Source organism: Shewanella sp. BC20, from assembly GCF_003129585.1.
In the GTDB taxonomy this organism is placed as follows: Bacteria; Pseudomonadota; Gammaproteobacteria; order Enterobacterales; family Shewanellaceae; genus Shewanella; species Shewanella seohaensis.
Genome location: NZ_NHRI01000032.1, coordinates 1 through 16,853, shown reverse-complemented (window position 1 = coordinate 16,853; position 16,853 = coordinate 1). Strand labels below are relative to the sequence as shown.

The following is a 16,853-nucleotide window of genomic DNA, read 5'->3' as shown; positions in this document are numbered from 1 at the left end:
CCATGTTTCTCGTTTCCTCTTACTTGTGGTGAATAAGAAGGTCTCTTTTAACATGGGCGTTATTCAGGCTATAGCCTTAAGGGACAATCACCACCGCCAGAGGCGGTGGTTTTGGGATGACAATAAAAGCGATAGTCTGATGGGACTCTCTCATCAAACTATCTCATCAGACTATCGCTTTATCTTGGCTTTACGGCCCGTATTCAAGGACGCTCACGACTACCTAGTCAGATTACCCCACGAGAGCATCGGCATAACCCATGCGGGTTAAGGTCGTGCGGACTAAATCGAGGGTCTGCGGATCTTCAATGGTCGCTGGCGCCGTATATTGCTGATTATCGGCAATTTTACGCATAGTGCCGCGCAGGATTTTGCCCGAGCGGGTTTTCGGCAGCTTTTGAATCGCACTCACCAACCTAAAGGACGCGACGGGACCAATTTCTTGGCGAACGAGAGCAATTAACTGTTTATGTAGCTCCTCCTCCGTAATGGTCACGCCCTTTTTCAGCACCACTAAGCCCAAGGGCACTTGGCCTTTGAGTTTATCGTCGACGCCAATCACGGCCGCTTCGGCCACATCGGGATGCTGGCACAACACCTCTTCAAACCGCCCGGTGGAGAGTCGATGGCCAGCGACGTTAATAATGTCATCGATACGGCTCATGATATACAGATAGCCATCTTCATCCATGTAACCCGCATCCCCAGTGAGGTAATAACCTGGGTACATAGATAAGTAACTGTCTTGATAGCGTTTATTATTTTGCCAGAGCGTAGTGAGTGTGCCCGGTGGCAGCGGCAATTTGATGACCACATTACCAGAGACATTCGCCGCCACTTTGGCGCCCATCTCATCGACCACATCGACCTCATACCCTGGGACGGGTCTGCCAGGCGATCCCGCTTTAACGGCAATCGGTGCCACGCCCATCAGGTTTGCCGCCACTGGCCAGCCGGTTTCAGTTTGCCACCAATGGTCGATAACCGGTTTATGCAGTTTGGCTTCGGCCCAATGTAAAGTATCGGGATCGCAGCGCTCCCCTGCCAAAAAGACATTCTTCAAGCAGCTTAAATCAACACCTTGGATAAATTCGCCGTCGGGATCTTCGCGCTTAATGGCGCGGATCGCCGTGGGCGCGGTAAAAAAGCTTTTGACTCGATACTTAGCAATCGTGCGCCAAAAGGCGCCGGGATCCGGCGTACCTACGGGTTTTCCTTCGTATAACAAGGTTGTCGCCCCGACAAGCAGCGGACCATAGACGATATAGGAGTGTCCCACAACCCAGCCCACATCCGATGCTGCCCAAAACACATCCCCTTGGGCAATATCATAAATATTGGCCATGGACCAAGCCAATGCCACCGCATGGCCGCCATTGTCCCGCACCACACCTTTGGGTTGACCCGTGGTTCCTGAGGTATAAAGCACATACAGGGGATCGGTGGCTTTTACCGTCACACAATCGGCACTATTGCTAGTACATAAGGCGGTTTGCCAGTCCTTATCGCGCCCCGCTTGCATCTGCGCCTCATATTGGGGGCGATTTAAAATCAAGCAGTGCTCAACCTTGTGCACCGCTTCATTTAATGCTTTGTCCAGTAAGGGTTTATAAGGCACCACGCCTGAAGGCTCAATCCCGCAGGAGGCAGACATTACCAACTTCGGTTTGGCATCATTGATCCGAGTCGCCAGCTCATTGGCCGCAAAGCCGCCGAAGACCACCGAATGAATAGCGCCAATGCGCGCGCAGGCAAGCATGGCATAGGCGGTCTCGGGCACCATGGGCATGTAGATGACCACACGGTCTCCCTTAGTCACGCCAACACTTTGCAAATAGCCCGCAAGCCTTGCCACTTGGGCCTGCAACTCACGGTAAGTAATGCTGTATTCGGTTTCCGTCACCGGGCTCACGTAATGAATGGCAATTTGCTCACCACGCCCCGCTAACACATGCCTGTCCACCGCGTTGTAGCAAGTGTTTAACTCGCCATCGCTGAACCAGTGATAAAACGGTGCCTCGCTTTCATCTAATATTTGTTTGCTCGGCGTCACCCAGTCTAAGGCCTTGGCGGCTTGTTGCCAAAATGCCTGTTTATTCGCAATAGATGTCTGATGTAATTGTTGTCCAACATCTGTCATAAGGCCTCCCATCATGACACTCACCCATGTCACCACAGATGAAACTCTCCCCTTCCTTCCCTCAGGGATTATGACCTGCCCAGCGCTATTCCCCCATTAGACTAAGGGATATAACCGCTAAAATTGTTAAACATGTTGGATAATTGTACATCTCGCTTGCTGTACGAAATGATTCAACATAGTCTCATGTCTTAATGGTTTTTTTCATGGAAAGAAATACTCATTATGATGCGCTTCAAACAATTCAAACCTGCCTTACTCCTGATCCTTAGTCTCGTTAGCGCGAGCAGCTTTGCATCAACCCACCAGCTAGAGACCATACTCGAACCCTTATCTATCGGTGAGCGAGCCAAAGTCGACAACACTCAGGTCATTAGTGCCAAGTTGCTGTCGCGGGTCTACCAAGTGCGTCAATACCAGCCGCTCTGGCAAGACAGAGACTACGCGGGCACTATGCTCGATGTGATAAAAAGTGCCGATGATGAAGGGTTATCGAAGGAAGATTATCACTACTCCAAGCTAGTCGAACTTTACCAACAGCTCAGTGCCTCGAGTTGGCAGGATGAATACCGCAGTAACATATTTGAAGTGCTGCTAAGCGATGGGATCATCACCTACGCCATTCATTTACTGAATGGCAAAGTGAACCCCAGTATGCTCGGCAAAACCTGGAATTATGATGAAACCCATCTCGATTTCGACACCACATTAAAGCAGCTCGAAGAACACATTAAAGCGCACACTGTGGCTGATGCGATTGCAGGCTTAGCGCCTAAGATTGCGCCCTATCACCAGCTTAAACAGTATCTTGCCCAGTACAAAGACTTAGCGGCGCGTTATCCTTTTAGCTCCATTGCCTATACGGAAGTCATCAAACCGGGTAGTACTTCCCCCTCGGTACAAGGCATTGCCACACGACTAACAGAGTTAGGTTACTTAACTGTAAGCGCACCAGCGGACAATAGCGCCGCCGTGAACCAGCCCTTAACGTACGACAGCACACTTGAAGCCGCGGTGCGTCAATTCCAAACCGACCATAGCCTCAAAGCCGATGGCGTGATAGGTGCGGGCACTATGGCGGCGCTCAATGTGCCCTACTCGCAACGGGTCGATCAGATCCGTATTAACCTCGAGCGTGCGCGCTGGTTATCGGCAAACTTACCCGCCAATTACCTGATCGTTAACTTAGCAGGTTACGAGCTGTTACTCTTTAAAGACAACAGCTTAAGCTGGCGAACCGACATTATCATCGGCAAAATTAACGCTAAAACGCCGCTGTTTAAATCCAAGCTAAAATACGTGGTCGTTAATCCAACTTGGACTGTGCCCCGCAGCATTTCCACTGAGATCATCAATCACTTACGTAAAGATCCCGATTATTTACAGAAGAAACACTTTAAAGTGGTCGAAGGCTCGGGCACGCCCGTGGATGCAAGCGGTATCGATTGGCATAGCATGACGCGCAAAAACTTCCCCTACTGGTTTGTACAAGACCCAGGTGAAGATAACTCACTGGGTTTAGTTAAGTTTATCTTCCCTAACCAATACTCGATTTATCTGCACGATACGCCAGCTAAAAGTCTGTTTGAACAAACGGATAGAGCCTTCAGTCATGGCTGTATTCGAGTCAAAGATCCACTCGTGCTGGCGGATAAATTGCTAAGTGCCAATGCCAATTGGTCAAGTAACACGCTCAGTAGCAAATTGAGTGAGGGAAAAACGGAAAATCTGTTCTTGGATGAACCCTTAGACATTTTGATCATGTATTGGACCGTCACCTTAAAGGACGGGAAAATCAAGTTTTACAATGACATATACAAACGGGATCCGGTACTTATCGAGGCGTTAAATCGCCCAACCTATGAGGGTGTGTTAGCCGATGATGGTTTACTCAACACTATGGAGTAAGTCCGATAATCGCGGCATTTTATACAAGTTGTTTGCTCAATCCACAGCGCTGCGTTGCCCAATAGTAAGACGAGGGCAGCGCGGCACTTCCCCGCTTCACCAGAGCCTTTATGTCTCGCGCTTACATCATTAATATCAATAGTTTGAACTTAAGCCGCTAGAGCGAGTGGCAACAAGAATTGACAAAAAAATCAGACTAACCACGCCGCAATCTTTACCTTTACGTAAACTTCATATATCTTGCATAAAAATGATTAACTAAGGTGCCTGAATGAGCGCAACTAACACGCCACAAACGACTTATTCGATCAGTGATCTCTCTAAAGAGTTTGATATCACGACCCGAAGCATTCGTTTTTACGAAGACCAAGGCTTACTTAAGCCAAAACGTCGCGGTCAAACCCGCATTTACAGTCTTAAAGACAGGGTTCGACTCAAACTTATCCTACGCGGCAAGCGCCTTGGGTTCTCCCTCGCAGAAACCCGTCGCCTGTTCGAACTCTACGATGCCGATAAGAGCAGCACCACCCAGCTCAATACCATGCTTGCCCTAGTGGAAGAGAAAAAATCTGCACTGCAGCAGCAAATGGACGACATTAAAGTGGTACTGATGGAGCTGAATTCGGCCGAGCAGCAATGCCGCCTCGCCCTAGAAGAAAGCAAGGCCAAGGCCTAATTCCTTCGAGGCTTGCGAGCATAGCATTAATCAACACCTCAGTTGGTACGACCGCGTGACAGGGATAAATCACGCACTGTAAGACGGTTTTAAAGACTCAAGCACCTAATAATCATAAAAATATAAATTAGAACCTAAGATAGGACACAAGCAATGAACTCACTCTACACCAGTCTCAATTTTGGCCTAGGCGAAGAAGTCGATATGCTGCGCGATGCGGTGCAAGATTTCGCTAAACACGAAATCGCCCCCATTGCCGCTAAAGTCGACCACGACAACGCCTTCCCTAACGAAATTTGGCCCGTGCTCGGTGGAATGGGGCTCTTAGGTGTTACTGTGCCTGAGGAATACGGCGGCGCAAACATGGGTTATCTTGCCCACGTGGTCGCCATGGAAGAGATTTCCCGCGCCTCGGCCTCTATCGGGTTAAGTTACGGCGCCCACTCCAACCTGTGCGTAAACCAAATTAACCGCAACGGTAATGCTGAGCAAAAAGCCAAGTATTTACCCAAGCTGGTCAGCGGTGAGCATATCGGCGCTCTGGCAATGAGTGAGCCCAATGCTGGGTCAGATGTGGTTTCGATGAAGCTGCACGCCCGTAAAGAAGGCGACCGCTACATCCTCAATGGCAACAAAATGTGGATCACCAACGGTCCCGATGCCAATACCTATGTCATTTATGCCAAAACCGACTTAACCAAAGGCGCACACGGCATCACGGCCTTTATCGTTGAGCGTGGTTTTAAAGGTTTCAGCCAAGCGCAAAAACTCGACAAACTGGGGATGCGCGGTTCAAACACCTGTGAACTGGTGTTTGAAGATGTCGAAGTGCCAGAGGAAAACATTCTCGGCGGCCTCAACAATGGCGTCAAAGTGCTGATGAGCGGTTTAGATTACGAACGCGTCGTGCTCTCAGGCGGCCCGCTGGGGATCATGAACGCCTGTATGGACATCGTCGTGCCTTATATCCACGAGCGTGAGCAATTTGGCAAATCCATCGGTGAATTCCAATTAGTACAAGGCAAATTAGCCGATATGTACACCGGCATGAACGCCGCCAAAGCCTATGTGTATAGTGTGGCGAAATCCTGCGATCGCGGTGAAACCACCCGCAAAGACGCCGCGGGCGCCATTCTTTACAGCGCGGAGCTGGCGACCAAAATGGCACTGGATGCCATTCAATTGCTCGGCGGTAACGGATACGTCAACGAGTATGCCACTGGCCGCTTACTGCGCGATGCCAAACTCTATGAGATTGGCGCCGGCACCTCAGAAATTCGCCGTATGCTGATTGGCCGCGAGCTCTTTAACGAATCGAAATAAGCAGCCAAGGGCGAGCGGCGCATGACGAGCGTTAGCCTTTCATGCCCCTCGCCCACCGAGCCAACTGATACTGAGTTACCGCTTTATAAGGACAATCAAAGTGACGCAATTAAGCAGTCGTATCAACGCCCGTAGCGATGAATTTAAAGCCAAATCCGATGATATGGCCGCCCTCGTGGCCGATCTGAAAACCAAACTCGCCAAAATTGAACTCGGTGGCGGCCCCGTTGCCCTAGAGCGCCATTTGGCCCGCGGTAAACTCCTTCCTCGTCAGCGGGTTGAGAAACTCCTCGACGCAGGTTCGCCCTTTTTAGAATTGTCGCAATTTGCGGCATTTGAAGTCTATGACGAAGAAGTGCCCGCCGCAGGGATTATCGCCGGTATCGGCCGAGTGAGCGGCGTAGAGTGCATGATTATCGCCAACGATGCCACGGTCAAAGGCGGCACTTACTACCCTATCACGGTCAAAAAACACTTAAGGGCACAGGAGATTGCCAGCCGCTGTCATCTGCCTTGTATCTATTTAGTCGACTCGGGTGGCGCTAACTTGCCCCGTCAGGATGAAGTCTTTCCCGATCGCGACCATTTCGGCCGAATTTTCTACAACCAAGCGCAAATGTCCGCCAAGGGCATTCCACAAATTGCGGTGGTGATGGGTCTGTGTACCGCGGGCGGCGCCTATGTGCCTGCTATGGCCGATGAATCGATTATCGTTAAAGAACAAGGCACTATCTTCTTAGCTGGGCCGCCGTTAGTTAAAGCCGCGACCGGTGAAGAAGTCAGCGCCGAAGAACTTGGCGGCGCCGACGTACACACTAAAATTTCAGGTGTGGCGGATCACTTAGCCCAAAACGATGAGCATGCATTAGAGCTTGCCCGCCGCGCAGTGCTGCGTCTGAATCATCAAAAACAAATCAACAGTCTGCTAAGCCCGGTTAAGCCACCTAAGTTTGATATCAGCGAACTCTACGGCATCGTCGGCACCGATCTGAAAAAGCCCTTCGATGTGAAAGAAGTGATCGCCCGCATCGTCGACGACTCCGATTTCGATGAGTTTAAGGCTAACTATGGCGCGACTTTGGTCTGTGGTTTTGCCCGTATTCACGGCTATCCCGTGGGGATTGTGGCTAACAACGGCATTTTATTCTCAGAATCTGCCCAAAAAGGCGCGCACTTTATCGAGCTGTGCTGCCAGCGCAAGATCCCGCTGCTGTTCCTGCAAAACATCACCGGCTTTATGGTGGGTAAAAAGTACGAACACGAAGGTATCGCAAAGCACGGCGCCAAGATGGTGACCGCAGTCTCCTGCGCCAATGTACCTAAATTCACTGTGATTATTGGTGGCAGCTACGGTGCGGGTAACTACGGTATGTGCGGCCGCGCGTTCGAGCCGACCATGATGTGGATGTGGCCCAATGCGCGCATCTCTGTGATGGGTGGCGAACAAGCCGCTGGCGTATTAGCGACAGTGCGCCGCGACGGTTTAGCCCGTAAAGGTGAAGAATGGTCTGCTGAGGATGAAAAAGCCTTTAAAGCACCGATTATTGCCCAATACGATAAAGAGGGTCATCCCTACCATGCCAGCGCCCGCCTGTGGGATGACGGCATTATCGACCCGGCGCAAACCCGTGATGTGGTGGGCCTTGCCCTGTCAGCCGCATTAAATGCCCCTATCGAAGACACCCGCTTCGGCGTCTTCCGTATGTAACGCAGCTTGCGATGCCTTACGTATCACTCATAGAGGGAATTACTATGACGGGAATAATAATGACTGACACACAACACCAGAACACTAGCACTCAATCCTTAGCTAATTTGCAACATGTAAGCTACGCGCTGACTAACGGCGTAGGCGAGTTAATCCTTAACCGAGCAGAAGTGCACAACGCCTTCGATGAGGTGATGATCAGCGAAATGATCGCTGTCCTCGGTTATTTTGCCGAGCACAAAGACTGCAAACTCTTGGTATTGAAAGCCAATGGCAAAAACTTCAGCGCAGGCGCCGACTTAAACTGGATGCGCAAACAAGCCAAGATGGATTTTGATCAAAACCTGAATGACGCCAAGGCGCTGGCTAAGCTGATGCAGGATTTAGATACCTTTCCAAAACCCACTATCGCCTTAGTCCAAGGGGCAGCCTTTGGCGGCGCGCTTGGGTTAATCTGCGCCAGTGATATTGCCATCGCCACTGAGCGCGCAAGCTTCTGCTTAAGCGAAGTCAAACTAGGGCTTATCCCTGCGGTGATTAGCCCCTACGTTGCCCGCGCCATGGGCAATCGCACCTCACGCCGCTTTATGCTGACCGCGGAGCGTTTTGATGCGCAAACGGCGCTCAAACTCAATGTTATCCATGAGATAAACGATGATTTAGCGGCCGCAGCCCAACCGATTATCACCGCGCTGCTCGCCAACAGTCCGCAGGGAATGGCATGGGTAAAGACCCTACTCGCCCGCCTCGAAGACGGCGTGATAGACCAAGATACGATTGATTACACCAGCGAGCGCATCGCCCGCATTCGGGTATCTGATGAAGGCCAAGAAGGTTTAAACGCCTTTTTTGAGAAACGTCAGCCGAACTGGCACACGCCAACAGATACTCAAGGAGTTCTTTGATGTTGACTAACAGCATGTTCACTAAGCTTTTAATTGCTAACCGTGGTGAAATTGCCTGCCGTATTATCAAAACCGCGCAGGCCATGGGCGTTCGCACCGTAGCCTTATATTCCGATGCCGATAAAAATGCACGCCATGTTGCCATGGCTGACGAATCGTTTTACCTAGGTGGCAGCGCCCCGGCGGATTCTTACCTCAAGGGCGACTTGATTATTGAAATCGCCAAAAAAGCTCAGGCTCAAGCCATTCACCCAGGTTATGGTTTTTTATCGGAAAACGCCGACTTTGCCCGCAAGTGTGAGGCGGCCGGAATCGTATTTGTTGGCCCAGGCAGCGATGCCATCGATGCCATGGGCAGCAAGAGCGCGGCCAAAGCCATTATGACGGCGGCGCAAGTGCCTTTAGTGCCGGGTTACCATGGCGACGATCAAACCGATGCTACCCTCAAGGCCGAAGCCTTAAAAATCGGCTTCCCGATGCTGATTAAAGCCGCCTACGGTGGCGGTGGTAAAGGTATGCGTATCGTTGAGCATGAAGGCGAAATCATGGACGCCATCAACTCGGCGCGCCGTGAAGCGGCCTCGTCTTTTGGCAACGATAAGTTATTGATGGAGCGTTATTTACGCCAGCCCCGCCATGTCGAAGTGCAAGTGTTTGCCGATACCTTTGGCAATGCGATTTACCTATCGGATCGCGACTGCTCGATTCAGCGCCGCCATCAAAAAGTGGTCGAAGAAGCCCCTGCCCCAGGTTTAAGTGATGAACTGCGCGCCCAAATGGGTGAAGCCGCCGTTGCTGCCGCCAAGGCCATCGATTATGTCGGCGCGGGAACCGTTGAATTCCTGTTAGATACCGACAATAGCTTCTACTTTATGGAGATGAATACTCGTCTGCAGGTAGAGCATCCAGTGACCGAAATGGTGACGGGCCAAGACTTAGTCAAATGGCAGTTAATGGTCGCCAGTGGTCAGCCGTTACCGCTGAAACAGGACGAAGTGCGTATCCATGGACACGCCTTTGAGGTGCGTATTTACGCCGAGGATCCGCAAAATGCGTTTTTACCCGCCAGCGGTAAGCTCAATTTCCTGCGCGAGCCCGAGCAAAGCAAATACGTGCGTATCGATTCCGGCATCCGTGAAAACGATGTGATCAGTAACTTCTACGATCCTATGATAGCCAAGCTCATCGTGTGGGATGAGTCGCGTCCGCGTGCGCTACAGCGCCTAGTGCATGCACTCGAGTCCTACCAAATCAGCGGGCTTAAGCACAATATTGAATTTTTGGCGAATATTGCCGAGCATCCTGCCTTTGCCAAGGCGGATTTTAGTACCGACTTTATCAACCGTTACGGCGATGCGCTGATTGGCAGTGCTTCGAGCGAAACCGATACGGCTATCGCCTTTGCCGCGCTGTATCAAGTACTTGCCCGTAAAGAAGCCGCCAAGGCACAGGCCATTAATAGCGCCGATCCTTACTCGCCTTGGGGCCAAGTCAGTGGCTTTAGACTCAACAGCGTTAGCCAGCATACTATTGCCCTGCTCGACGATGCCCACGAGTTACAACAATTGGTGTTATTAGACTTTGGCGATCACTACCAGTTATCCCAACCCGCAGCAGAGGGCCAAGTGAGCAAGTCCCTGAGTGGTGAGCTTAAGCAGGATTTACTGTTAGCCGAAATCAACGGCCATAAGAGTAAAGTGCCTGTCAGCGCTCAGGGCGATGATTTTACGCTGTTTTTACCCTCAGGTAGTTATCACTTCAGGGCGGTAAAAACCCAAGTGGTTGAGGCCGAGTCCAGCAATGAAGATAAACTCAAGGCCCCGATGAACGGCACAGTCGTGACCCACTTAGTGGAAGTCGGTGCTGAGGTGAAGGCGGGACAAGGGCTACTGGTGATGGAAGCGATGAAGATGGAATACACCATCGAAGCGCCCTTCGACGGTATTGTTACCGAGTTCTACTTCAAGGCGGGCGAGTTAGTGAGCGATGGCGCTGTGCTGCTCCATGTTGAGCCAAAAGCCCAGAGCGAGGAAGCCTAAATGTCTGCGCTGGATCTTACGAACTTAAGCGCCTGCTCGGATAGGGTTAGCTTATTCGAGATGGGGCCACGTGATGGCTTGCAGAATGAAGCCGCCGTCCCGACACAGGCCAAAGTCGCCTTGATTGAATCCCTCGCCGATGCGGGCGTGAAGCGAATTGAAGCTGGCAGCTTTGTGTCACCCAAATGGGTGCCACAAATGGCCGATAGCGGCGAAGTATTGCGCCAAATTCGCCGTCAAGCGGGCGTGGTTTACAGCGCCCTCACCCCTAATGTCAAAGGCTTAGAGCTGGCGCTGGATGCAAAAGCTTCCGAAGTCGCTATCTTTGGTGCGGCGTCACAAAGCTTTAGCCAACGCAATATCAACTGTTCGATTGAAGAGTCGATTGAACGCTTTATCCCGTTGATGGACATGGCAAAAGCCGCCAATATACCAGTGCGTGGCTATGTGTCCTGCGTTTTAGGTTGCCCCTATGAAGGGGAAATCGCGGCGAGCGAAGTGGCAAGAGTGTCTGAAATCCTTTACAAAATGGGCTGTTACGAAATTTCGCTCGGCGACACTATCGGTGTAGGCACGCCGTTAAAAGCCCGTAAAATGCTGCAAGCCGTGATGGAGCGAGTCCCGGTTGAAAAGCTCGCCCTGCACTTCCACGACACCTATGGCCAAGCATTAGCCAATATTACCGCCTGCCTCGACTTAGGTGTGCGCAGCTTTGATGCCTCAGTGGCGGGTCTAGGTGGTTGCCCGTATGCGAAAGGCGCGTCGGGCAATCTGGCGAGTGAAGACTTGGTCTATATGCTCCACGGACTCGGTTTGAAGACGGGTATCGATTTAGAAAAACTGGCATTAGCGGGTTTTGGGATCAGCAAACAATTAAATCGTCTTAATGGCTCTAAAGTTGCCAATGCAATCTTGCAGGGCGCCAAAGCCTAGGTTCTAGGTTCTAGGTTCTAGGTTCTAGAAATGATTGGACACGAATAACAATTTAAAGGACATCAAAATGGCAGGACTCAATAAAGTCGTCAGCAGCTATGAAGAAGCGTTAGCAGGTTTATCCGATGATATGACCATTATGGTTGGCGGTTTTGGCCTGTGCGGTATTCCTGAAGGCTTAATCAATCAAATGGTTAAGATGGGCGTTAAGGGCTTAACCGCCATTTCGAATAATGCCGGTGTGGATGATTTCGGTCTGGGCTTATTGTTAAAACATCGCCAGATTTCGACCATGATCGCCTCCTACGTGGGTGAGAACGCCACTTTCGAACAGCAAATGCTCTCGGGCGAACTCAATGTGATTTTAACGCCGCAGGGCACGCTGGCGGAAAAAATCCGCGCGGGCGGCGCAGGCATTCCGGCATTTTTTACCGCCACAGGCTACGGTACCCCCGTGGCGGAAGGCAAAGAAACCCGTGAAATCAAAGGCCGTCATTATGTGTTAGAAGAATCTCTGACCGCCGATTTTGCCCTCGTTCGCGCTTGGAAAGCCGATACTATGGGTAACTTAGTGTTCCGCAAAACCGCCGCTAACTTTAACCCTATGATGGCGACTGCGGGCAAAATCACGGTAGTGGAAGCCGAGTTTATTGTGGAGCCGGGCGAGCTCGATCCTGATCATATCCATACACCCGGCATTTATGTTGATCGCGTCATCCAAGGCAAGTTCGAGAAACGTATCGAGCAGCGCACGGTAAAAGCGACGAAATAAGCAACGCTGAACGATTAACAACGCAAGCGAAAGCGACAGAGTCTCGGCTCAAACTAGAGCCCAAAGTAAAGCCTAAAAATCGAGGCCAATAGCGACTCTAGGTAAAGGAAGGATAAAGATCATGGCATTATCAAGAGAACAACTGGCACAGCGCGTTGCCAAAGAATTACAAGACGGCTACTACGTCAACCTCGGTATTGGCATTCCCACGCTCGTGGCCAACTACATTCCCGCTGGCATGGAAGTGATGCTGCAATCGGAAAACGGCCTGCTCGGCATGGGTGAATTTCCGACGGAAGAAACCATAGATCCGGATTTAATCAACGCCGGCAAACAAACCGTTACCGCGGTAAAAGGGGCCTCGTTTTTCTCCTCTGCCGAAAGCTTTGCCATGATCCGTGGCGGCCATGTGGACTTAACCGTACTCGGCGCCTTTGAGGTCGATGTGAATGGTTCCATTGCCTCATGGATGATCCCAGGCAAGCTTATCAAGGGCATGGGCGGCGCAATGGATTTAGTCGCAGGGGCGGAAAATATTATCGTGACTATGATGCACGCCGATAAGTACGGCAACTCTAAGCTGTTACCCGTGTGCGAATTACCGCTCACAGGCTATGGCTGCATCAAACGTGTTGTTACCGATTTAGCCTTTATCGAGATTAAAGATGGCGCCTTCCATCTGTTAGAGCGCGCCCCCGGTGTCAGCGTTGAAGAAATTGTCAGCAAAACCGCTGGCAAATTAATCGTGCCAGACCATGTACCAGAGATGGTGTTTTAAGCGTTCTTTAAAATGCGCAAATAACCTATAGCAATAAGGCTTTAAACTTACGTTAAATTGAAGCTTTAGCCTAAAAGGTGTTGAGTGTTAACCGATTTTTTTAGTTTTAAAAAGCCCAGAAGATGATTCTGGGCTTTTTATTACTTTGCTTAATCCATTGAACCTGACGAGTGCAACAGCACTTATGCTCTGGCGACACGCCGTAAACCCATCCTTGGGGGCTCAACGAAAAAGTCCCTTTTTTCGATGGTCGCCAATGCATCAGCGCTGTTTGCTGCAATGTTCTGCGTATTCCCCCCTGCTTTACACATCGTGTGCATGGGTGACTTGTATAGCCGTTTTACTTCACAGTTAGTCACCTAGTACGCAGTTGGGGTAAACTTGCCGCAGCCTAAATAGTAAGGATGCTTAAGTTATTAGCTAAATATCTTAATGTTGGAGAGAAATAAAGTTTCATACTAAACAGTCAATTAACACTGCTCGAACCGTTTAAGATTAAACGTGGCCAAAAATACAGATTCATACTAGTTGCTACTACCAACTCCAAACCAAGCTACAACTGAGTATTAAAGTATCGTACTCGTTGTAACTCACTTCGGGACAAAAGAGTGATAGCTCCTTTGCTCTAACTCGTCAGTTTCGGATTAATATTTGTAAGGCAACTATTGAACGTTAGTATTAAAACCGATGAACAAGCCATCCTAAAGCGAATGCTCTTCTAAAACTCATTTTGTCAACACTTGCAGCAGACTGAGCAGCTCAAAACAGTAGAAGTGATCACCCATAGACAGCAGAAGCGATCAATTTTGCAGCACCAATTAGTTGGCGGCGCTGCATCAAACTGCCCGCCCTGCTGGCAGACACTGATCACTTCTACCGGCAAGCACTGCCCAGGCTGCTGGTCGAATTGCCCAATTGCAGATAAGAAAAAGCCCCAAGCAAATGGGGCTGATTGACTAAGTTATTATGACTTATCTTTTTGACATTTAGTCTTCAAGGTTTCAAGTCTACTTTCTAGAGCCCTTAGCTTCAAGCTTGCAGCTTTCTTATATTCTCCCCGACGCTCTGCTGCATTCGCAAAAACAATATTCATACCCGTGTCATCCATAACACTAGGATCTTGATAAGAATCTCCAATCAAATTCAAGGCACGGTTTTCCATTTCTAAAGCCACTTCGTACTTTAGCTCTATCATTGCTTTCCTTGAGCTATCTAGTAATAACAAAGCTTGATTGAACTCTTTGCTGGAAGCACATTCCATAAGATCGTCCTTTGCAATTCCGCTCGCAGCACAACCAACAGCAAACAGCAGTAAAGTTGCTGATGAAGCAATTGAAAGATAGCCGTTAATTTTTAACTTTTTTAAAGACACCACTCATCCCCTCGTAGTAAGCCAGGCCATACTGCTTTGCTGTTTCAGATGCCGCTATTCTGCTCGCCTGACTATCATCTAAACCATTATTAACAAGCTCTGCAATACGGATGTTCTGTAGACGCCCAAGCCGATTATAGTCGACTTCGGTAGGTGTCGAACCTGTACGCATTAGCATGAACTGAGATGTACCACTCATAGCAATAGAAATATTTTGCTTATTATTTATAAGGTAAGCGATATCTTCTCCACTAAAAGAAATTCCTGTTAACCCTCCCTCCGCTTCAGAATATGGATGAGTATGAAATGTACCGAGAATATTCATACTTCCACGAACTTTAAGATTTGGATTAAACGTTCCACCTGTTCCTGCGCCTGTATTAACTAGCATTATACCTTTATAAAGATCAACAATCGTGCCTCCATGCTCAATTGCACTACCATTTTGTGTACTTTGATTCCAAAGTCCTTGAAAGCGACCGTTTAACTCAGACAAGTTGACTTCATCTGGCGCCTCTGACGGAGACTTTGGAAGTTTAAACGTATCAGCTGTTGCTGGCTGTATTGATGTACTGGGAGCCGGGTTTGTATCTGATGGTTTAGCACTTCCAGTGACTTCCGGTTTTTTGGCTATTTCTTGGATACTCCCGGCGTTAGCTAACGAATATCCAACAGCTACTGCTGCACCCTTAGCAAATGCACCATTAACTTCCGCACCATTTTTAAAGTTAACGTCCTTAACTTTTATTGTAATACTGGAAGTACTTCCATCTTTCATAGTTACCTTTGAGGTAACTGCCATATCACCACAGCTTTTAATGTGAGTACCTGTCGCTGCTGCACAGTACCCCGTCGGATCTATACCCGACATGGGGTTGTTCATGATGTAGCTGTAGGGATTGATGCTCTGGGTCGAGGTCGGACTCTGGATGAACGGGTCCACACTCATAAACCGCCCTAGATTATAGTCATAAATCCGCCCGTTCATATGAATTAATCGGAATTGATTAACGAGCTGACTTTTAAAGAGCGCTATAAATACAATGGATTACAGCAATGTTCGATCAATTGAGCGAACATTGGGATTACTTAGAGGATGGCTTGGGCAACTTCTTATTGTTCAAAAGATTGTGGCAAATTACCCAAAAATTGACCTTTTTAACTTTCGATGGACGGGTCGGTAAGGGATAAGCGCTTTCTACATGAACGTAAATTCAGCCACCCATTTTAGATCAACAACATAATGCACTTTCCGTTTACCTACAACTTGTGAAAGTTAATATTGTTTACACAAGAACCATCAAAGTCGCAGGGACAGCATCTGAGGCAATAAATTACGCTAATTCCTTAAAAAATGGAGTATTTCAGACGAGGTAAGTCATCCCTTAGTGCTTGGGATGTGTTCTGGGTGGGGGCTTTTGAAGTGGTATAAGCAGTAATCAGTTACTGTTAAAGTGCTGACAGCTTGCCGCGAAGTGTCGTCGTCGCTTTTCTAAGTGTTCGCAGTAATCGCTCAGCTCTTGCAATGTGCCTACAGGGCCATGAAATAGCTTGCCAAAATCTGTAGTCAGCTTGAGCCAATTTTCATGGGGGATATTTAATTTTGTCAGTATCTTGGCGCTATTTTCACTTATGAATCCACGTTTATCGTTGCGAATAATTCGGCCTGTATCATCTACCAATTGAATATAATCAATTAATGAAAACGCAATGCCATTGGCTTGGTCGTCGCACTCGTTACCGATAAAAGGCAGGAGATTGCTCGGCTGCTCACCTTTTAATGCCGCCCGAATGCGTAATTGAATACTGGTATGGTCGGATTGTTCTGGTGTATCAGCGAGTTGCGCTCTAATGGGATTCAAATCCACATAAGCCATACAGGCTAATACCGCAGCTTCATCGAGTAAGGCTTGCGATTTGAATCGCCCCTCCCAGAAATGCCCCGTACAGTTATCTTCTTGATTTGCTTGCCTTGCTATTGGTTCATTCAAACAGCGCATAAACCATGAAATATCACACAAACGACTGCGATAAAGGGCTATTGAATGTTTTAATCTGTTCACCTCATGCGCTTCAACTAACTCACCTTTAGCGAATTTGTGCGTTAACTCATCGCCTTTAAACAACTTATGCCATTGCTCAAGCACTTCGCGGTCAGTCCAACGATTTGCCGTCTCGATATCGACTCGCAGCACCACATGCAGATGATTCGACATCACAGCAAAGGCTGCCACATCAATAGCAAAAACCGCTTCAAGTTCAAACAGTAGCGATTCTACCCAAGCGCGGCGATGGTCAT

At 49.1% G+C, this 16,853-nt stretch carries 14 protein-coding genes; 10 read left to right on the top strand and 4 right to left on the bottom strand.

The window, feature by feature from the left end; translation table 11 throughout:
- Positions 1 to 232 precede the first annotated feature (232 nt).
- Positions 233 to 2,140 carry a propionyl-CoA synthetase gene (locus CBX96_RS21175; RefSeq protein WP_109287976.1) on the bottom strand — a complete coding sequence of 636 codons (1,908 nt, stop codon included), beginning with the start codon at positions 2,138 to 2,140 and terminating at the stop codon, positions 233 to 235.
- A gap of 225 nt (positions 2,141 to 2,365) precedes the next feature.
- Between CBX96_RS21175 and CBX96_RS21170 the strand changes: the two genes are divergently transcribed.
- The 9 genes from CBX96_RS21170 to CBX96_RS21130 all read left to right on the top strand — a co-directional run bounded on the left by CBX96_RS21170 (position 2,366) and on the right by CBX96_RS21130 (position 13,182).
- Positions 2,366 to 4,048, top strand: a complete 1,683-nt coding sequence (locus tag CBX96_RS21170) for a murein L,D-transpeptidase (RefSeq protein ID WP_109287975.1) — start codon at positions 2,366 to 2,368, stop codon at positions 4,046 to 4,048.
- A 271-nt stretch (positions 4,049 to 4,319) separates the two neighbouring features.
- Positions 4,320 to 4,724: a MerR family DNA-binding transcriptional regulator gene (locus CBX96_RS21165; protein ID WP_011623082.1), complete on the top strand. Its 405-nt coding sequence runs from the start codon at positions 4,320 to 4,322 to the stop codon at positions 4,722 to 4,724.
- A gap of 153 nt (positions 4,725 to 4,877) precedes the next feature.
- Positions 4,878 to 6,047, top strand: a complete 1,170-nt coding sequence (locus tag CBX96_RS21160; RefSeq protein ID WP_011716702.1) for an isovaleryl-CoA dehydrogenase — start codon at positions 4,878 to 4,880, stop codon at positions 6,045 to 6,047.
- Positions 6,048 to 6,147: 100 nt separating this feature from the next.
- Entirely contained in the window at positions 6,148 to 7,755 is a 1,608-nt protein-coding gene (locus tag CBX96_RS21155) for a carboxyl transferase domain-containing protein (protein WP_109287974.1), read from the top strand.
- Between the two features lie 59 nt (positions 7,756 to 7,814).
- Positions 7,815 to 8,660, top strand: coding sequence for an enoyl-CoA hydratase-related protein (locus CBX96_RS21150; protein ID WP_109287973.1), 846 nt, complete (start codon positions 7,815 to 7,817; stop codon positions 8,658 to 8,660).
- The gene (locus CBX96_RS21145) at positions 8,660 to 10,699 is read left to right on the top strand and encodes an acetyl/propionyl/methylcrotonyl-CoA carboxylase subunit alpha (protein ID WP_109287972.1); all 2,040 of its coding nucleotides are present in this window, start codon (positions 8,660 to 8,662) and stop codon (positions 10,697 to 10,699) included. Before CBX96_RS21150 ends, CBX96_RS21145 begins: the two co-directional genes overlap by 1 nt.
- Positions 10,700 to 11,632 carry a hydroxymethylglutaryl-CoA lyase gene (locus tag CBX96_RS21140; protein ID WP_109287971.1) on the top strand — a complete coding sequence of 311 codons (933 nt, stop codon included), beginning with the start codon at positions 10,700 to 10,702 and terminating at the stop codon, positions 11,630 to 11,632. It abuts the gene before it with no gap.
- 67 nt (positions 11,633 to 11,699) lie between these two features.
- The gene (locus tag CBX96_RS21135; RefSeq protein WP_109287970.1) at positions 11,700 to 12,404 is read left to right on the top strand and encodes a CoA transferase subunit A; all 705 of its coding nucleotides are present in this window, start codon (positions 11,700 to 11,702) and stop codon (positions 12,402 to 12,404) included.
- A gap of 121 nt (positions 12,405 to 12,525) precedes the next feature.
- Positions 12,526 to 13,182, top strand: a complete 657-nt coding sequence (locus CBX96_RS21130) for a 3-oxoacid CoA-transferase subunit B (RefSeq protein WP_011623089.1) — start codon at positions 12,526 to 12,528, stop codon at positions 13,180 to 13,182.
- A 964-nt stretch (positions 13,183 to 14,146) separates the two neighbouring features.
- Here the strand turns inward: CBX96_RS21130 and CBX96_RS21125 are convergent.
- Positions 14,147 to 14,554 (bottom strand): hypothetical protein, encoded by a 408-nt coding sequence (locus CBX96_RS21125; protein WP_146194352.1) that lies wholly within the window; start codon positions 14,552 to 14,554, stop codon positions 14,147 to 14,149.
- Positions 14,529 to 15,332, bottom strand: coding sequence for a hypothetical protein (locus tag CBX96_RS21515; RefSeq protein WP_146194351.1), 804 nt, complete (start codon positions 15,330 to 15,332; stop codon positions 14,529 to 14,531). Before CBX96_RS21515 ends, CBX96_RS21125 begins: the two co-directional genes overlap by 26 nt.
- Before the next feature lie 278 nt (positions 15,333 to 15,610).
- On the opposite strand from CBX96_RS21515, the gene CBX96_RS21720 reads away from it, so the two are divergent.
- Positions 15,611 to 15,745, top strand: coding sequence for a hypothetical protein (locus CBX96_RS21720; protein ID WP_258295089.1), 135 nt, complete (start codon positions 15,611 to 15,613; stop codon positions 15,743 to 15,745).
- Between the two features lie 248 nt (positions 15,746 to 15,993).
- Here CBX96_RS21720 and CBX96_RS21110 read toward each other — a convergent pair.
- The coding region (locus CBX96_RS21110) for a transposase (protein ID WP_109287968.1) at positions 15,994 to 16,853 on the bottom strand (860 nt) is incomplete at its 5' end.

Bases quoted from the DNA above. Each gene is read 5' to 3' on its own strand.
- CBX96_RS21175 (WP_109287976.1), bottom strand. From the start codon at position 2,140: ATGACAGATGTTGGACAACAATTACATCAGACATCTATTGCGAATAAA.
- CBX96_RS21170 (WP_109287975.1), top strand. From the start codon at position 2,366: ATGATGCGCTTCAAACAATTCAAACCTGCCTTACTCCTGATCCTTAGT.
- CBX96_RS21165 (WP_011623082.1), top strand. From the start codon at position 4,320: ATGAGCGCAACTAACACGCCACAAACGACTTATTCGATCAGTGATCTC.
- CBX96_RS21160 (WP_011716702.1), top strand. From the start codon at position 4,878: ATGAACTCACTCTACACCAGTCTCAATTTTGGCCTAGGCGAAGAAGTC.
- CBX96_RS21150 (WP_109287973.1), top strand. From the start codon at position 7,815: ATGACTGACACACAACACCAGAACACTAGCACTCAATCCTTAGCTAAT.
- CBX96_RS21145 (WP_109287972.1), top strand. From the start codon at position 8,660: ATGTTGACTAACAGCATGTTCACTAAGCTTTTAATTGCTAACCGTGGT.
- CBX96_RS21140 (WP_109287971.1), top strand. From the start codon at position 10,700: ATGTCTGCGCTGGATCTTACGAACTTAAGCGCCTGCTCGGATAGGGTT.
- CBX96_RS21135 (WP_109287970.1), top strand. From the start codon at position 11,700: ATGGCAGGACTCAATAAAGTCGTCAGCAGCTATGAAGAAGCGTTAGCA.
- CBX96_RS21130 (WP_011623089.1), top strand. From the start codon at position 12,526: ATGGCATTATCAAGAGAACAACTGGCACAGCGCGTTGCCAAAGAATTA.
- CBX96_RS21515 (WP_146194351.1), bottom strand. From the start codon at position 15,332: ATGAAAGATGGAAGTACTTCCAGTATTACAATAAAAGTTAAGGACGTT.
- CBX96_RS21720 (WP_258295089.1), top strand. From the start codon at position 15,611: ATGTTCGATCAATTGAGCGAACATTGGGATTACTTAGAGGATGGCTTG.